The sequence below is a fragment of the Paenibacillus sp. FSL W7-1279 genome, assembly GCF_037969845.1.
Classification (GTDB): Bacteria; Bacillota; Bacilli; order Paenibacillales; family Paenibacillaceae; genus Paenibacillus_AQ.
The window spans coordinates 1,156,355-1,174,845 of record NZ_CP150215.1; the positions used below are offsets into that span (position 1 = coordinate 1,156,355).

13 protein-coding genes are annotated in these 18,491 nt (G+C 52.5%); 12 read left to right on the plus strand and 1 reads right to left on the minus strand.

Annotated features, from left to right (window positions below):
* The first annotated feature begins 4 nt into the window (after positions 1 to 4).
* The 3 genes from MKY82_RS04930 (at position 5) to MKY82_RS04940 (ending at position 4,327) form a co-directional block, all read left to right on the plus strand.
* The gene (locus tag MKY82_RS04930) at positions 5 to 1,318 is read left to right on the plus strand and encodes a sugar ABC transporter permease (protein WP_113061542.1); all 1,314 of its coding nucleotides are present in this window, start codon (positions 5 to 7) and stop codon (positions 1,316 to 1,318) included.
* Positions 1,318 to 2,160 (plus strand): sugar ABC transporter permease, encoded by an 843-nt coding sequence (locus tag MKY82_RS04935; protein WP_071221547.1) that lies wholly within the window; start codon positions 1,318 to 1,320, stop codon positions 2,158 to 2,160. Before MKY82_RS04930 ends, MKY82_RS04935 begins: the two co-directional genes overlap by 1 nt.
* A gap of 130 nt (positions 2,161 to 2,290) precedes the next feature.
* The gene (locus MKY82_RS04940) at positions 2,291 to 4,327 is read left to right on the plus strand and encodes a methyl-accepting chemotaxis protein (protein WP_339295610.1); all 2,037 of its coding nucleotides are present in this window, start codon (positions 2,291 to 2,293) and stop codon (positions 4,325 to 4,327) included.
* A gap of 530 nt (positions 4,328 to 4,857) precedes the next feature.
* Here the strand turns inward: MKY82_RS04940 and MKY82_RS04945 are convergent.
* A complete protein-coding gene (locus MKY82_RS04945) occupies positions 4,858 to 6,999 on the minus strand; it encodes an alpha-amylase family glycosyl hydrolase (RefSeq protein WP_339221767.1) in 2,142 nt (713 codons plus the stop codon).
* Positions 7,000 to 7,435: 436 nt separating this feature from the next.
* On the opposite strand from MKY82_RS04945, the gene MKY82_RS04950 reads away from it, so the two are divergent.
* The 9 genes from MKY82_RS04950 (at position 7,436) to MKY82_RS04990 (ending at position 18,480) form a co-directional block, all read left to right on the plus strand.
* Positions 7,436 to 8,581: a serine hydrolase domain-containing protein gene (locus tag MKY82_RS04950; protein ID WP_339295611.1), complete on the plus strand. Its 1,146-nt coding sequence runs from the start codon at positions 7,436 to 7,438 to the stop codon at positions 8,579 to 8,581.
* 99 nt (positions 8,582 to 8,680) lie between these two features.
* Positions 8,681 to 9,637 (plus strand): GNAT family N-acetyltransferase, encoded by a 957-nt coding sequence (locus MKY82_RS04955; protein ID WP_220686513.1) that lies wholly within the window; start codon positions 8,681 to 8,683, stop codon positions 9,635 to 9,637.
* A gap of 35 nt (positions 9,638 to 9,672) precedes the next feature.
* Positions 9,673 to 10,380, plus strand: a complete 708-nt coding sequence (locus MKY82_RS04960) for a PIG-L family deacetylase (protein ID WP_220686512.1) — start codon at positions 9,673 to 9,675, stop codon at positions 10,378 to 10,380.
* Between the two features lie 488 nt (positions 10,381 to 10,868).
* A complete protein-coding gene (locus MKY82_RS04965; protein ID WP_339295612.1) occupies positions 10,869 to 11,483 on the plus strand; it encodes an alpha/beta hydrolase in 615 nt (204 codons plus the stop codon).
* A 146-nt stretch (positions 11,484 to 11,629) separates the two neighbouring features.
* Complete coding sequence (locus tag MKY82_RS04970) at positions 11,630 to 12,577, plus strand: sugar ABC transporter permease (protein ID WP_071221538.1); 948 nt, start codon at positions 11,630 to 11,632, stop codon at positions 12,575 to 12,577.
* A 15-nt stretch (positions 12,578 to 12,592) separates the two neighbouring features.
* Positions 12,593 to 13,432 (plus strand): carbohydrate ABC transporter permease, encoded by an 840-nt coding sequence (locus MKY82_RS04975; protein ID WP_113061534.1) that lies wholly within the window; start codon positions 12,593 to 12,595, stop codon positions 13,430 to 13,432.
* 155 nt (positions 13,433 to 13,587) lie between these two features.
* Complete coding sequence (locus MKY82_RS04980) at positions 13,588 to 14,958, plus strand: sugar ABC transporter substrate-binding protein (RefSeq protein WP_339295613.1); 1,371 nt, start codon at positions 13,588 to 13,590, stop codon at positions 14,956 to 14,958.
* A 98-nt stretch (positions 14,959 to 15,056) separates the two neighbouring features.
* Complete coding sequence (locus MKY82_RS04985; protein WP_339295614.1) at positions 15,057 to 16,868, plus strand: histidine kinase; 1,812 nt, start codon at positions 15,057 to 15,059, stop codon at positions 16,866 to 16,868.
* Positions 16,861 to 18,480 (plus strand): helix-turn-helix domain-containing protein, encoded by a 1,620-nt coding sequence (locus MKY82_RS04990; RefSeq protein WP_339295615.1) that lies wholly within the window; start codon positions 16,861 to 16,863, stop codon positions 18,478 to 18,480. The genes MKY82_RS04985 and MKY82_RS04990 overlap by 8 nt, the downstream gene beginning before the upstream one ends.
* The last annotated feature ends 11 nt before the right edge of the window (positions 18,481 to 18,491 follow it).

Genomic DNA, 18,491 nt, shown 5'->3' on the forward strand with positions numbered 1-18,491 from the left:
GAGCATGCGTCAACATCGTACGACAGCAGCCGTATTATCAGCCATCTGTATGGGTCTGGGTCAGCTTTACAATCGGCAATGGATCAAAGGCGTTCTTTTACTTATCGTAGGTATATTCAGTCTGTATTACTTCATCAACAACCTGGGTGATGCCATCTGGGGAATGACAACTTTGGGGGAACAGGGAAGCCATTTAGAGAAAGTCAACGGATTAACCCAAATGGTAGCAGGTGACCATTCCATCAATCTACTGATTGAAGGGCTTATCACCATGATTATGTTTGCGCTTTTTCTTATTGGGTATTATGCCAATATCAAAAACGCATATAACGCTGGAAAACTAAGGGAACAGGGTGGAAAACCCAACAACTTCAGACAGACCCTTTACTATATTTTTGAATGGAAATTCGCGCAATCTTTCCTGACGCTGCCGGCCATCGGTATTTTGTTTTTTACGGTCATGCCGATTATCTTCATGGTCATGCTGGCGTTTACGAACTATTCCGCTCCAAACAATCTGCCGCCGGCAAATTTGGTTGACTGGGTCGGTTTCAAAACCTTCACCAATCTCGTTGCATTGAAATCATGGAGCCATACTTTTTTCGGCGTCCTGACTTGGACGATCATCTGGGCAGTGCTGGCAACGGTAACGACGTATTTTGGCGGTGTGCTCGTTGCACTCCTTATTCAACAAAAAGGAATTCGTTTCAAAGGCGTATGGCGTGTCATTCTGATCATTCCATATGCGATTCCGCAGCTGATTTCCTTGCTCGTCATGCGTAATATGTTTAACGGACAATTCGGACCGATCAACCAGTATTTAAGATATTTCGGTTTGGAAGGCCTGCCATGGCTGACCGATCCGGTCTGGGCCAAAGTGACCGTTATTATCGTTAATATGTGGGTAGGTATCCCGGTATCCATGCTTCTCGTTATGAGTGTCCTGACTACGATTCCGAAGGATCTTTATGAAGCGGCCGATGTGGACGGGGCGACTGGATTCCAGAAATTCAAGATCATCACCCTGCCGATGATTTTGTTCTCGACGGCACCGGTGCTGATTACGCAATTTGCCGGTAACATTAACAACTTTAACTTGATTTTCCTCCTGACAAACGGTAATCCGGTTGTGGGTGATTATCAGTACGCGGGTGCGACGGACCTGCTGGTAACCTGGCTCTATAAACTGACGCTGGATCAGCAGCGGTACAGCATGGCATCGGCCATCGGTATTATCATCTTCATGATTATTGCGACCTTCTCGATTTACAATTATCGCAGAACCAGATCCTTTAAAGAGGAGGATATGATCCAATAATGGGAATTAAAATGAGAAATGCGATTCGCCTGACGGCAAGTTACATCACGCTTGTCATCATTGCGATCGGTTGTATTTACCCGGCGCTCTGGATTGTTCTGGCCTCTTTCCGTCCCGGAAAGTCGTTGTACAGCAAGTCCTTGATTCCAGAATCTTTTACGCTCAGTCATTATAAAGAATTGTTTACGTCCCAGAGCTTTCTGTTTGGCACATGGTACATGAACACGTTGAAAATTGCGATATTCTCCATGATTATCGGGACCATTCTTGTCCTGCTCACAAGTTATGCGGTCTCCCGATTCCGGTTTAAAGGTCGGCAAAATGCGCTATCGGTCATTCTCGTGCTGGGGATGTTCCCGGGCTTCATGAGTATGATCGCGCTGTATATCCTGCTGAACTCCCTGGATCTGCTGAACACGCATGCGGCGATGATTATCGTGTATGCGGCAGGGGCGCCGCTAGGCGGAACCCTGATCATGAAAGGCTTCCTGGATACGATACCGCGAAGTCTGGATGAAGCGGCGAAGATCGACGGAGCTACCAACTTCCAGATATTCCGCAAAATCATTCTGCCGTTGTCGAAGCCAATGATCACGTATATGGGCTTGACGCTGTTCGTTGGCCCATGGGTAGACTTTATCTTTGCGAGACTCGTGCTCCGGACAAAAGAAAACTGGACGCTCGCCGTCGGCCTATGGGATCTCGTCAACTCCACCCAGGACAGTAACTTTACGTTGTTCGCGGCGGCATCCGTGCTGATCGCACTGCCGATCACCTTGCTGTTTGTCTTCCTGCAGCGTTTGCTGGTCGATGGCATGACGGCTGGTGCAAGCAAAGGGTAAGGTACGGATAGCTAATCGTATGAATTCATCATAAGACAGATAGATAGAGAGAACAGCGAAGAGACACAGCCGGTAACCGCTAGCTGTGTCTTTTTGCATTCAAACATGCGATGCAGGGGGACATATACATATGAACATGATGAGACGTTTTCAATTCAAAGCGGTTGGGATGAAGCTGTTTGTTATCTTTTTTACCACGATCGTGCTGTTATCTTCGGCGCTCGGGTTATTATCGTATTCCATCTCCAAAGACACGGTGATGGATCAGGTGTCGGAAGCGACTTCGGGGCAGATGATGCAGGCGGCGGACAAGCTGGATTTTCTGCTGGCGCAATATGAAGCCGCTTCCCGCCAATGGGCGCTGGATACGGTTCTTCGCGAGGACCTCGTTACGGTAAGTACGGCGGGTATCGGCATTCGGGACAAAACGCAGGCCGAGAACCGAATCCGGGAGAAATTGAACGGGATGGCTTCTTCGGATAAACGTCTGCAGGGCATGCGCCTGGTTGCGCCCAATCTTCAAGCTCAAAGCTCCTATAACTCAACGGGCTTAACGGGAATGTCTTCCGCAGATGGCGTGAAGGCGAAAATGGACCGGATTATACAGGCCGATGGCGAACCGGTATGGTTTCCGACCGAGGTTCAAGGCTTTATGGAGAACGAGAAAACCGCTACCTTGTCAATGGGGAGATTGCTGAAAAATCTGAAGAATCCGGATGCGCAGTATATCCTGCTGATCGATATCAAGGAAGAGGCGGTCGGAGGTGTGCTGGCCAATTTAAAAATAGGGAACAACGGCCGGATGCGAATCGTTGCCGAGGATAACCGGATCGTACACGACATGGACTCGGCTCAGCTGACGCAGCCGTCCGCGATCACGGTTCCTCAAGATGCCGAAGAAGGAGGGATTTATTACACCGCCGACGAGCAGATGGTGGTGTATACCCCGCTGAAGACGGCTCCTTGGCATATGGTCGGCTTTGCTCCCGTAAGCGATTTTGTGCAAGCCACGGACAAGCTATTGGTTGTAACGCTCGGGGTTATTGTGGCCGCGGTTCTGGTTGCGATACTGCTAGGTTATTATATGATGCGTTCCATCGGCCGCCCCCTGAATCAGATGTGCCGTCTGATGGAAGAGGGAGAGCAGGGAAATCTGAGGGTTCGGACCGAGTTCCGGCGTGCGGATGAAATTGGCCGTCTCGGCCACAGCTTTAACCGGATGATGGGGCAAATTTCGGCTTTGGTCGATCAGACGAATGCTTCCGCGAAGCAAGTGCTGGCCACGGCGGAGGAACTGGCGGGAGTATCGAAGGGAACCTCGTTGACGGCTGGTGAAATTGCATCGGCCATGGAGCAGATTGCACAGGGAAGCACAAGCTTGGCGATGGAGGCCGAACGGGAGAATCAGCTGGCTGAGAACATCGGCGTTCAGATGAGTAAGGTATCGGATTCGAATCAAGTGATGGAGGCCGCGGCTGATCGCGTGCTTCAGGTGACGGGAGAGGGCGCACGGCATATGGACAATCTGGTGGAGAAATCCACGCGGATTAATCAGGTGAACCGGGCCATTGTCCAGAATGCGGAGAAGCTGAAGGAGAACACCGCGTCGATTCACAAAATATTGGAGCTGATGTCGGAGATCACGCATCAAACCAACGTGCTGTCCATTAACGCGACGATTGAAGCGGCACGTGCCGGGGCGGCAGGCAGCGGCTTCATGGTCGTAGCCAATGAAGTGCGCAGCTTGGCGGATCGTTCCAAGGAATCGATCCAGACCGTAGGCGCGATGATCAAGGATATCCGCTCTGAAGTACAAGGCTCCGTTGATGCATTGACGTCGGCATCACCGCTCTTTGACGAGCAGCTGCATTCGGTTCAGGAAGCCCAGGGCGTATTCGATCATGTACGCTACGAGATGGATGCCCTTTTGGCCGAGATCCGCGAATCGACCCGGTCGGTAGAGGTACTGATCGGTTCCCAGCTTACCCTGACCGACTCGATCTCGGAGGCCAGCTCGATCGTTCAAGAGACCAGCGCCGCCACGGAGGAGGTCGCTTCGATGTCATCCGAGCAGTTCAAGGTGAGCGAGAAGCTGGTTGCCCTGTCTTCACGCTTGGAGGAGCTGTCGGAGGGCTTGCGCAAATCTTTGGTGATGTTTAGGACGTAAATGGTTTTCGATTGCTGCGTGAAAATGATGTGGCTTATGCAGCACTCCGCATGCTCCGTTGAAGTGAGACGCTGCGAGTACGTATCGTTCCTCCAATCGCTGTTGCCCTCAATTTTCTTGGAATTATAATTCTGCGGTAGAAAATCGGGGGCAAAGGCGACCACTATCGTTTTTCCGGAATCGATTCGTCCTCTTCGCTGCTGCGTGCTAAACACCAAACCATTTACGCTAGTAGGGGGAAGAAAAAAGCCGATGAAGGGAAACCAACTTCATCGGCTTTTTGTTGGAGGCGTGTTACTCGGGAGTGCTGGGATTTAGCGAGGGAGCGTGAGTTTCCTCGTGCGTTTGTTGAGTTATTGCTGCTGGAACTATTAACCTGCATGAATAAAAACCAGCTCCGGGAACTGTCCCGGAGCTGGTTTTGTTTAGGTGCTGCTCTTCGGTAAAGACTTATGGTCGGCGGCTATACCCATTCACGGTGGTTGTGCTGTTAGCCGGAGCAACAGAGGAAGGGTAAGTTTTTATGGGCCTTACGGCTGCCAGTTCACGTTAATGGTGGCTGTGCCGCTCGTTGGAGCCGTGAAGGTATGGTTTGAGCCGCCCTCCCACGTTACCGTCGAGCCTTGTTTTTTCAGGAATTTGAATTCGATGGTTTTACCGGCCGGTACGCTGACGTCATAGTACCAGGTTGGGTATTGGTAGATGACCTGGTTGTACAACGGTCCGATGGCTTTGGCAGGATCCCAATTGCCGAGCTCGCTTACGCTGCCAGCCAGGTACACGTTTTGTCCGAGCGCAGTGGTGGCATTGTTCACCACAAACCGGACGCTGACTTGATCCCCGGTCAGCACTTCGAAGTTGTCGTGTACATTGCTTGAAGTGCCAGCGCTATTGGCGACTTTGATGTTATATACGCCACCGGCTACCGCAGGGATCTTCACTTTGATCTGCGTGTCCTCCCATGCCGTAATGTTAGTGCCTGTTACGGCCGTTGAGCCGAAGTATACCGTGCCTTTGGTTGCGCCGAAGCCGCGGCCGTCAATGGTGATGGTTGCGCCTGGTTTGGCCATCATCGGTCCTACGTGCCCGATCGTTGGCGAAGTCACGGCTGTGGTATATTGCCATACGGCCGTACCGCCCGCAGCGAGCGTAAAGTTGGAAGCTGCTCCGCCTGTGCCAACAGTCAAGCTGTTGCCGTTCAGAAGTCCGCCCAGCACGTCGGCATAGCTGCCGGCAGGCAATGAAGTCGCCAATCCCGTAATGGAGGCCGGCGTATTCACGTTGCGGTTTACAGCGATAAGCGCCACGTTGCTGCCGAATTTGCGTTCATAGATCAGCACATCATTGTTGATCCAGCGCTCCTGCGTCGTTCCATAGGCGATGGCCGGATTGGATTTGCGTAGTGGCGCCAGCTTTTTAATTACTTGGTAAGCGGTCGTCGTCGTGGAGAAAGAAGGAATTCGTGCCCGGTTGTCAGGGTCGTTGCCGCCGGACATGTATTGCTCGGTTCCGTAATAGATGGCCGGCACGCCGCGGGAAGTGAGCGTGAAGGCCAGCGCTTGCTCCAGCTTACGGCGGTTCGCGCTGTTATTGTGGAAGCGTTCCATGTCATGGTTATCGATGAACGTGACCTGATCCTCCACCTGCGCGTAATCGGTTGCCGAGCCCTCCAACATGGACTTCAGACCATACATATTGTCGGTGTTATCCCTGAATACCTGGCGTACCTTCTGCGCGAAACGGAAGTCCAGCAGGCTCATGCCGGATTCGTTGGCGAACTTATGGTTCTCGGCACTTACTTCGTTCACGCCGAGGAACCATTCGCCGAAGGTGAAGACCGGCTTGTAGTTGTTGACGGTAGCCATGAAACTCTTCTGCCAGCCAAATGGCATATGCTTCACCGCGTCCATTCGAATGCCGTCAATGCCCAGATCGAGCCACATTTTGATGGCGTCCTTCAGGTAGGTATCCACGGTGCTGTTATTGTGATTCAGGTCGGCAAGGTCGTACAGGTTTTTGTAAATCCCGTTCTCTGTTGTTGAGAAATCGGTGCCTCCGTTATGATGAAACAAATTCTGTGTATCGCCCGTGTATCCGCCGAGCAGGGTGCCGTTGTTGTACAGCTTGCCGTTCTCCGCGAATGAAGGCTGGTCCGAGGAAGCGGGAGAGGTGTGGTTCGGTGCGAAGTCGATGATGACTTTGATGTTCTTGGCATGAGCGGCTGCGATGAGATTCTGGAAATCGGCGATCGTGCCGTAAGCCGGGTTCGTTTTCTTGAAATCTCTGGCCCAATAGCCGTGATAAGCGGTATTGTTCACGCCGGAATAGTTGATGACGCTGTAGATGTTCTCAACAGGCTGGGAGATCCAAATGGCGGTAACGCCCATGCCGGTCAGGTAGCCGTCGTTGATTTTGTTAATGATCCCTTGCCAGTCACCGCCGCAGTATAGCCTCAGATTGGTACAGGTACCGTCAAAGGCAGGTCCGGTTGGGTTGTTGGCCGCATTGCCGTCGGAGAAACGGTCCGTAAAGATTTGATAAATGACATCCGTGCTGAAATTTTGTTTATTGGATACCGAAGTATCCGGGGCCGCATGAGCAGGGCCGAGAAGGCTCAAGGCCAGGGACAAGCTAAGGGCAAGAGAAGTTGTCAGTTTGTAAAACTTTTTCATCGTAATTCCTCCTATGTAGCTGATATAGAGAAGGCTGGTTTTACTAGCTTATCGGCTGCTTGAGTTTCACCTCCCATACTAAATCGGGCAACAAAAAACCCCGGAATCTCCTGTAGAGAAACCGGGGTTGTTCCATACCGGGTGTGCGGTGACGGAATGCATGGCCCTTAAATTATGCGAGTGTTTGATTTCAACATTATTGTAAATGGAAGCGTATTCAAGTGTCAATATATTATATCCAAATAAAAGGAAAATTTAAGTGGGATGCGATGAAATTAAATTTTATAATACTTAATTTATATTGAAACAAAATTTTACAGACCATATAATAGGTTTAGGAAACGTTTACATTTTCAAAGGTACTGTGGAGTTAAATGATGTGTCTGTTATTTAGTATTCCAAACTTAAGGACTTGCAGCAAAGGAGGGAAGATGGGATGGCGAGCAGCGCGGAAGCCGGTGCAGAGCAGCTGGGCTTGGGAATCAAGGGAGTGAAGGCGGCGTGCACCGCCATTGAACGCGAAATAGACGCGGGTACGACGCCGGGTGCCGTGTTGGGTGTCATGCATGAAGGCAAGCAGTGGTTTTATAGTGCCGGTTATGCCAACCCCAGACCAAAGCAGGGTCAGCCTGTGCCGGTCAGCAAGGATACGTTATACGATTGTGCGTCCTTAACGAAGGTGGTGGTTACACTCCCGTTGATTCTGCAATTGATCGATGAGGGAGTCTTGACCTTAAGCACAAAAGTGAGTAACATTCTGCCTCCATTCGGAACGGCCACTAAAGAAGAGCTTACGGTAGGACAGCTGCTCACGCATACCTCCGGGCTCCAGGCGGACATGAACCTGCATTCGCAGGGCTGGGGTAGGGAGCAGATGTGGGATGCCGTTCTTTCCGCACCGCTCGTGACCAAGCCGGATACCGAAGTGATTTACAGTGATCTGGGATATTTGGCGCTTGGCTGTATGATTGAGAAGGTCCTGGGAATGTCTTTAGAGCAGGCAGTAAAGGAACGGGTGTTGGATCCGCTCGGCATGCGTCATGCGACGCTGACTCCTGCGCCGGAACAGGCCGGCCGCTATGCAGCAACGGAGTATGAGGATACCATCCAGGATCATCTTTGCGGAATTGTGCATGACGAGAAGGCACGGGCCTTGGGTGGTGTATGCGGTCATGCTGGCCTGTTTGCGACCGCAGGCGATCTGCTGCAATACGCCCGAATGTGGCTGGCACAAGGGGCGATCCCGGCAACGGTGAGGCCAGAGACAGGAGGCGGCGAATTCCGCGTCTTATCTAGGGCGGCGGCGATTACGGCTACTCGTACCCATACGGGGCATATTCATGGCTCCAACCGTGGCCTGGGGTGGGTACTGAAAGGGGATAAAATGGACGCTTCGGGTGATTGGATGGGTCCGGGCTGTTACGGACATACCGGATTTACCGGAACCAGCATGTGGATTGATCCCGAGCTGGATCTCGCGGTCGTACTGCTGACAAACCGCGTATACGGGGGACGGAGCAGCAGCGTGGCCCAGCTGCGGGCCCAAGTCCACAACGCATTGACGGGAGCCGTGGCATGGTGAGATGGGAATGAGTCGTCGTTCGATTCGGCATCGTTTCGCGGCAATGGAAGCGAATCCAAGAAAATCTGAAGCATTACGACAATAAGGAGGGAATATGCAATGATGAGTTTGGCCTACAGGGCTTACCGGCCTGGAGACGAAGACGCTATCACTACCCTGTGGAATGCCTGTCTACCGGGAGATCCCATGACTCGGCTTCGCTTTCGGAACTTGGTGCTGCTTGATCCGAACTTTGATCGGCAAGGACTGCGGATTGCGGAGCAGGAGGGCCGCTTGGTAGGCGTACTGTATGCGGTACGCCGGAGGCTGCCGATGATCGGAACCGAACTGGAGCCGGATCGCGGGTGGATCACCTTCTTCTATACCGATCCATCGGTTCGGAGACAGGGGGTGGCATCGCGGCTGCTGCAGGACGGCGAAGACTATCTTCGCGATCATGGACGCAGCAAAGTCTTTTTCTCCTCGTATGCCCCGAATTATATCGTTCCTGGAATCGATGGCGAGCGCTATCCGGAGGGCTTGGCGTGGCTTGCGGCAAGCGGCTTTACCCGCAATTATACGGCGGTTGCGATGGATCGCTCCCTGGTCGATTTTCGTATGCCGCCGGAGGTTGCGGAATTAAAGCGGCAGCGTGAGCAAGAAGGCTTCACCTTCATGCTGGCTCAGGACAGCGATTTGGTGGAGCTGATCGATTTTGCGACGGACGTTTTTAACCCGGATTGGGGCCGGGCGATTCGCGAGGGATTGCTGCAGCGATTAACAACGGATCAGATCCTGATCGCGCGCGATCAAGGAAAGCTGGTGGGATTCTGCCTGCATAACGGATATGAAGGCGTGGCTGAACGATTTGGTCCGTTTGGCGTGGACCCGTCGATGCAAGGGAAGGGGTTGGGGAAAATTCTGTTATATGATTGCCTCGCCCTCATGCGGGCGCAGGGGCTGCATGGAGCCTGGTTCCTCTGGACGGGCGAACAAAGCCCGGCAGGGCATCTGTACCGCAAGGCCGGATTTAATGTGACGCGCCGGTTCGATATTATGAGCAAAACGCTTCAATAGATTCTACTATTTTCCATACAAAGGGGAGATCCGATTTGACGGAAGCAAAGCAGCATCATATTTTGGCGATTGGCGGACATGCGGGCGATATGGATCTTACGGCGGGCGCCGTGATCGCCAAATACACACAAGCTGGCCACAAAGCAACGTTTCTTCACTTAACGCCAGGGGAGAAGGGACACCCTCGTCTGACGCCGGAGGATTACGCGAAGCAGAAGATTGACGAAGCTCACCAATTTGCCGATATCGTTGGCGCGGATGTCCGTTTCCTTGCTTACAAGGATGCCGAGCTGCCGCTCGATGAGGAAGTGAAATATCAGGTAGCGGACGTCATACGGGAAGTGAAGCCCGATATCATCATCACGCATTGGAAGGAGAGCATCCACAAGGACCACTCCAATACCCATTACATTGTGGAGGACGCCCGCTTCTATGCAGGGCTTAAGACGATTGAACGAGAGCTTCCGGCCCATTATGCCCAGCATTTATACTATGCGGACAATTGGGAGGACCCGTACGATTTTCACCCTGAGGTGTTTATCGATATTCCGGACGACGCCTATGAAACTTGGGTGAGAGCCATGAACGTGTATGCTTATGCGCGTGGGGAGACGTATGGCTTCCCGTTTATCGAATATTACAAAGCGCTCACGATTGTGAGGGGGGCTCCGGTGAACTTCAAGCGGGCACAAGCCTTTGCCGTGCCGAGAGGCGCGTTGACTAAACGATTACAGTTTTTCTAATTATATGCTTTTACATCCAGACAACTGGAATAATACCTAATGAAATCACAAAAAAATTGTGAGAAATGCCAAAACATCCACTGACATTATACCTATCTTTTGATATAATGAGTGATGTTACGGGGGAACACGTACGGAATCATATAGAGAATACAAACAGGAGAGGAAGTCTTCCATATGGAGGCTTCCTCTCTTTTCATTTGTCAAAGGCTGAGAATAATGCCGACAAAGCATCTCCGAGTGCAACTCTGACCGGGATGCGGAAGGAATGCTGTTGCATTTTTATAATTCCGTGGTATTATGTATTTAAAGAATCTTAAATTTAAGATATTAGTAAGAGATTCCAGCGCAGTCTCTAGAGGGATTGCAGCCTAGTTTATAATGTGATTTTTAGGGTAGCCTATGGTCCTATTGGGCTATTCAAGGGAAATCTAACATTCGTTGATACGGAATCTAACCATATAACCAATCGAAAGGAGACAATACACATGGAACATACGCATATTTACCGCCAAGGAACTTCTCCGGAGGCACCAACCTTACTATTGCTGCACGGTACCGGAGGGAATGAGGAGGATTTGCTGCCGCTGGCCGAGATGATCTCGCCCGCATCGAATGTGCTCGGCGTCCGCGGAAATGTTCTGGAGAACGGCATGCCAAGATTTTTCCGTCGTCTCGCTGAAGGCGTATTCGACGTAGAAGATCTCGTGAAACGCACGCAGGACCTGAATGAATTCCTGAATTGGGCAGCCGCCGAATACAGTTTTGACCGCAGCCGTATCGTAGCGTTTGGTTATTCGAACGGCGCCAACATTGCCGCAAGCCTGCTGTTCCACGAGGGAGATGCGCTGCAAGGGGCTATCCTCCACCATCCGATGGTTCCGCTGCGGGATAAGGCCTTACCGGATTTGACTGGCATTCCCGTCTTCATCGCGGCCGGTCGTCACGATCCGATGTGCACCCCGCAGGAGAGCGAGGACCTGAATGAAATGCTAAGTGCAGCAGGGGCGGACGTGAAGCTGCATTGGGAGAACGGGGGGCATCAGCTGAGCCGTGCAGAGGTTGGGATGGCCGCTGCCTGGTTTAAGGAGAAGTTCCTCTAATACCAAGGATGCCATGATATACAAGCACCATGCATTCCTTACCTAATAAGTAAAAATGAAAGCGAATATGATCAAAAAACCGTCAAAACGCTGGCGGTATTTTTTTTATACTTAACCCATCGAATAAGAATCGAGGGGGGTCCGACATGGCACAGACAATGGAGACGATGAAGAAGCATGGCACCCAGCCTGCGCGGGGACACAGATCCCGGGGATCCTTGCAGCGGGGTGAGAACCTATGGGGGATCGCATTCGTAAGCCCGATGCTGATCGGCGTCATCATATTGGTGCTGTTTCCGATATTGGCTACGCTCGTGCTGGGTTTTGCCGATTGGAATTTCGTGCAAGGCTGGGATGGCATCCAGTGGGTCGGGTTTCAGAACTTCCGCCAGCTGCTGGAGGATGACATGTTTATCAAGTCGGTGCGCAACAACATCTTGTTTCTCTTGACGGTTCCGGTCTACATGATAATCTCGATGGTGCTGGCCATCCTGATCGACCGGTTTGTCTATATGAAGGGCTATTTTAAAGTGGCCTACTTCATGCCCTACATATCCAACATCGTGGCGGTGGCCGTCGTATGGCAGGTGCTCTTCCAGCCGTCCTACGGGCCGATCAACGAAATCCTCCGGACGCTCGGGATATCCGATCCGCCCAAGTGGATCGCAGATCCGAATTTCGCGCTGATTTCCATCATGCTGATATCGATCTGGATTTCCATCGGCTTCAATCTGATTATCTATATCGCCGGGCTGCAGTCCATTCCGAAGGATCTGTACGAGGCGGCGGATATCGATGGAGCGAACGGGTGGACCAAGTTCAGACGCATTACGCTGCCCCTGCTGTCGCCAACGTCATTTTTCCTGCTGGTGACGGGCGTCATCTCCACGTTTAAGGTCTTTGATATTATTGCTGTTATGACCCAAGGCGGACCGATCGGATCGACAACCATGATGGTCTGGTATTTATACGATACGGCATTCGTCAACCTGAAGGTTGGTTACGCATCGTCCATTGCCGCGGTTCTGTTCGGTTTTGTCATGCTGATTACGCTGGGTCAGTGGGCTGCTCAGAAGAAGTGGGTCAACTACTAGGAAGGAGGGCGCTATATGGGGACAAGAGTCGGCGTCGACTGGCGCAAGCTCATCGTTACGATCGCGATGTTCGCGGTGAGCATTCTGTTTCTCCTTCCTTTTATATGGATGCTGGTTACATCCTTTAAGGTGGAGAAAGACGTATTCGTATATCCGATCCAGTGGATTCCGCGGGAGTGGAACGCCATCGAGAATTATAAGGAGGTATGGTTCGGCGATTATCCTTTCTATCTCTATTACTGGAACTCGATCAAGGTCAGCATACTGACCACAATCATCTCGGCCATGGTATCCGCCCTGGCGGCCTACGGCTTCTCCAAAATCCGGTTTGCCGCCGGCAATTGGCTGTTCATCATCGTGCTGGTGACCTACATGATTCCCGGCCAGGCCATCCTGATCCCGCAGTTTATTCTGTACCGCAACATCGGGCTGTTCGATAACCATTTCGGCCTCATTATGCTGGGAAGCTTCAGCGTGCTCGGAACGTTTATGCTCAGGCAATTCTTCATGGGCGTGCATCAGGAATTCATCGAATCCGCCAAAATCGACGGCGCGAACCATCCGCGAATCTTCTGGTCGATTGCACTGCCGCTGGTGAAGCCCGCTGTTGCCACGTATGCGATCCTGCGTTTCATCTGGACGTGGAACGATTATCAGAATCCGCTCATCTTCCTGCGGACGGACCGGCTGTTCACGATTCCGCTGGCGATGCAGAAATTCACGTCCTTGAGCGGAGAATTCTATTCCCTGATTATGGCTGCTGCCGTGTCGGCGATCTTCCCGCTGCTGATCGTTTTTATCATCGGCCAGAAGAGTGTCATCGAGGGCATCGCGCTGGGCGGGGTCAAGGGTTAAGAGCCCGGGAATGAATGGGGTAAAAATAGTTCCAACATCAGTAAAGATTGTTTTATGGTTAAGATGTAAGCGCTCTATATAATGGGGATAGTTACAGCTAGAATCGTCACGACCTTACATACCGATATTGATATCAATGGGGAGGGTTATAGACAATGATGAACAAGAAATGGTGGTCAGGCGTTCTTACGGCTGCAATGGTGATCGGCCTGCTGTCCGGCTGCGGCGGAGCGAAGGAGAATGCGGCGCAAGAGGGTTCCGAACAAGGCGGGGGCAAGACCAATCTGAGGCTGTACACCTATGGCACGGAGGAAGCTTACAATTGGAAGAAAACGATCCAGGCCTATGAAGAGGCAACGCCGGGCGTGACCATTGAGCTGGTCCAGCTCAGCGAGAAGGGGGATACGCAGGAGGCGTTCAAGAAGCTCGACCTGGAGGCGGCATCTTCGGCCCAGATGGACATTCTGATGTTCAGCGATCCGGCGGGTTACGCGCAGAGGGTGGCGCTCGGCATGGCCGAGCCGCTGGATGACTTCATTGCGAAGGACGGCTACAGCGTGGAAACGGATTATAAAGTAGATACACGCCTCGACGGCAAAGTCTACGCGCTGCCCGGCAAGTTCAACCCGTGGTATGTGCTGCTGAACAAGGATCATCTGGAGGAAGCGGGACTGCCGGTTCCGACGGACTGGACCTGGGACGAATATGCGGATTATGCCAAAAAATTGACCCAAGGCGAAGGAGCGTCAAAGCGCTACGGAACATACTTCCATGGTCCGCAAGGGGGAGGATGGCTGGAGTTTCTGAAGCTGATGATGGCGAATCAGCCCCAAGATACCGATTATTTGAAGGCCGACGGCTCTTCCAATCTGGATAACCCGACCTTCAGGAAGACGCTGGAGCTGCGCGTGCGGATGGAGAAGGAGGACCAATCCTCGGTGCCGTACACGGATATGATCTCCCAGAAGCTGAATTACCGGACGCAATTCTTCAATCAATCCGCGAGCATGATCACGATTGGCAGCTGGATGAACACGGAGATCGGCGGAACGGATAAAGTGCCGCTGGACTTCAATGTCGCCGTTGCCCCATTCCCGAAAAACGAGAAAGGCGATCCAACGGGGCTTACGCCGGTAACCACGGATTACGTGGCGGTGGCGGCCAAGACCAAGCATAAGGAAGAAGCTTATAAATTCGTCCGCTGGTACACAACGGAAGGGCAAATCGTGCAGGGCAAGAACATTCCGGCCTGGCAGCAGGTGAAAACCGAACAGGTGGAAGAGATCATCGACACCATTCTGTCGGCCACGAAGAGTCCAGAGAAGGTAGACAAGAAATCGCTTGTGGACACCTTGGTCGCTTCGAAGGCCTCTGCCATCGTGCCTCCGGCACCTTATCAGGCGGAAGTGTACGAGGCGGTGAACGAGGAGTATGAGAAGCTGATCCTGGGCAATCAGGATATCGACCAGACCGTTGCGAATTCGCAGGAGCGAGTGAACAAAATTATAGAATCCAACAAAAAATGATCTGGTATAATAGACAAAAAAATCGGGACGGAATTCTTCGTCCCTTTTTTTGAATTCGCGTACATCATTCCCGTCACGCCATACCCGAGGTGGATCCTATGCCCGCACGACTCAAGAGCCTGATCCCGAGCTCCATCAGGCATAAGCTGATATTAGCTGCCATCACCTGCATCGTCGTTCCCGCCATCGTCAGCTTGATTTTGTATAATTCGTTAACGAAGGAAGCCTTGAGGCAGCAGGCGGTATCCAACGCAAGCGATGCCCTCCAGCTGGTCCGCGGATCGGTGACGAATCTGCTTTTAAGCAAAATCAATATCGCCAACTATATACAGATGAATTCCGGGTTGAATTCTTACTTCAAGCAGGTGGTCTCCGGCAACGAAGACCCGGATCCTTACCGCAGATTTATGGACTCCAACCGGGTTTTGGAGCATCTTTTCAGCTTGACGGTCGTCGGAGAGAAAAGTTATGTGACCGTCATCCTAGAGAACGGCTCCTATTACATGAATTATTCCGTAAGCGATTACAATCCGCTCGATTACAGGCAGCGCCCTTGGTTCAGCCGGATTTCGGAGCTGCAAGGCTTGGAGTCTCTATGGACGGAGCCGGAGGCCACGATGTTCCTCCCCGACCAAATCGATCATCCGACGCAGCTATCGGTGGTGCGCACGCTCAGGCTGCCGGATTCCGAGATATACGGCTACGTGATCGTAACGTTCATGGAGGATCAGATCAGCGGGATCTTCAACTCCCTTTCGGAAGGCAACGATATGGTGCTGCTGGATGCCAAGGGAACGATCGTTTCCGGCAGTTATCAGAACCAGATCGGAACGACCTTTGCTTATCTTGATGAGTTGGATCAAGATAAGCCGTATTCGATCGTACCGATGAAGGGGGAGAAACAGCTGATGGTACACCAGGACATTCCGTTTGCCGGATGGCGCCTGGTGCTGATGCAGCCGTACAAGGATGCGATCGTCAATATCAACTCGATTTTTAACCGGGTGTTCTGGTTTCAGATGTGTTTCTTTCTGATCTTTCTGCTGCTGCTCATTGCCCTTGTCCGCGCGTTTACGAAGCCGTTGGTCAAGCTTGGCAAAGTGGCAACCGCCGTGCAGCGCGGAAATCTGGAAGTAAGGTCGAATGTTCATGGCAATGATGAGGTTGGTCGGCTCGGTCATTTATTCGACGACATGCTGGACCGGTTCAAAGCCATGATTTCGGAAATATCCGAGAACCAGGCGAGAAAACGAAAAGCGGAGCTCCGAATGCTACAAGCCCAGATCCATCCCCACTTTCTGTTCAATGTCCTGAATTCGATCCGGATGAAGGTCATGAAACGGGGCGATCCCGAAAGCGCCAAGATGATCGGCTCCCTGTCCGTGCTGCTCCGCATGACGATCAGCCGCGAGGAGGACGAGATTGCGCTTCACGAAGAAATCGACCTGATCTCGCATTATGTGGCCCTGATGAACCTCCGGCAGAAGGAGGAGGTCAGGCTGGAGCTGGATATCGCGCCGGAGGCTTTCCTCTTTAAGGTGCCGCGCTTTTTCCTGCAGCCGATCGTGGAGAATGCATTAATCCATGGGCTCAACCAGCAGGCAGGGATGATCCGGATTGCAGCCGTCATGAAGGGCAGGCACCTCGTGCTGGCGGTGAAGGACGACGGCATCGGCATGGATGAAGCCATCAGGGAGTCGATTGCCCGCAGAATCCAAGGCGGCTCCGCCGGTTCCTCGACGCAGGAAGAGGCAAGCGGAGGCAGCTTCTCCCATATCGGTCTTCAAAATGTGATGGAACGGATGAGTATGGTGTTCGGCGAGGCTTTTCAATGTCACGTTTACAGCGAGCCTGGCCAGGGAACGGTGATCGAGATGTTTATACCGGAAAGAGGGAATGCGGATGTATAACGTGATGCTGGTGGACGATGATTATCCCGTCATCGAGCTGTTGTCGGAGGCCATATCGTGGAATGAGCTGGGTTTGAATCTGATGGGAAGTTATGAGAACGGCATGAGTGCCTGGGAGGATGCGAAGTCTTCGCCTCCGGACATCCTGATTACGGATATCGGCATGCCCAAAATGAACGGGCTCGAGCTGTCCGCACGCATCAAAGAAGTGAAAGCCGATGTGCGGATCGCCATTCTGTCCTGCCATAACGAATTCCAATATGCCCAGCAGGCTATGCGCCTGAACGTGCAGGATTATCTGCTGAAGGATACGCTCGACCCCGAGGAGCTGGCACAGCTGCTGAGGCGCTTCAAGCAGGCAATGGACGAGGAAGCACAGAAGGGCTGGGAACGGTCGCGGATGATCCATCTGGTGGACGAATCCAAGGAGCTGCGGAAGGAGCAGAGCCTCAAAAATTTCATACACCAGCCCCTGCTGTCACCCGAAAAATGGCGGCATGAGCTGTCGGAGTACGGGATATTGAAGCCGGGTTCCCACTGCCTTCCCGTCGTCGGGCACCTGGAGGATGTCCGGGATATCAAGCACCGCTTCGCCTCCAACCAGACGCTGCATTTTGCCCTGGGCAACGTGCTGCGGGAGGTGCTGGAGCAGCTGAATCCGAGTGCGGTCCATGTCATATACGATGCAAAGTCTTCGCTGCTCCTGTTCTCGTATCGCCCCGGCTTGGGCAGCAACATTTACGATGATGCCGCCGCCTGCCTGAAGGAGGTGCAGCGGATGCTCGAGCGCGTGCTGCGAATCCGCATGTCGTTCCTGATCGGCCGGGGGTGCGCTGATCCAGAAAGTTTAAAGGCAGGGCTCAATGAACTGTTGGCCAGCCGGCAGCAACGATTCTATCTGGAGCCGCAGGAGATAACGAAACTGAACGGAACGCTTGAACAGAACAGTCTGCATGGGGATCCCGATCTCTTCGTTTATTATGACCGGGCCAGCTCGGAGCTGCGGGAATCGCTGCTCGGCAAAGGCTCCGGCGCGGTGCGCGATACGGTCGATCGGTGGATCGCATGGATTCAAGGCAAGCGGTACGCACCGGAATCGGTCAAGGACTGGGTGTTGAAGCTTCTGCTGGATCTGAAGCTGAGGCTTCATCTTCTGCATTCGTTGTCACCCGCTTATACGGCCGATGCGCTGCACAAAGAGATCATGGACATGGATTCCTTGAACGAGCTGAAATCCTGGCTTCACGATTATTTGGAATCCACCATGCAGGCCATGGATCGGGGATTCGGGGGCAGCAGAAGATCGGAAGTGGCGGAGGCCTGCAAATACGTGTCCCTTCGGCTTGATCAGAGGATCACGCTGGATGAAGTTGCGGGCTGTCTGCACCTGAATCCGAGCTATTTCAGCCGCATGTTCAAGAAAGAAACGGGGGTCACCTTCATCGAATACGTCACCCGGATGAAGATGGAGCGAGCCAAGGAGCTGCTGCGGCAGACGGACCGCACGGTCGGGGAAATCTGCGAAAGTCTGGCTTACGACAATGTGAGTTATTTCAGCAAGACATTCAAGGCTTATGCGGGGGTGACCCCTGTAGAGTTCCGGAACGGTTGAACGGGAGATGA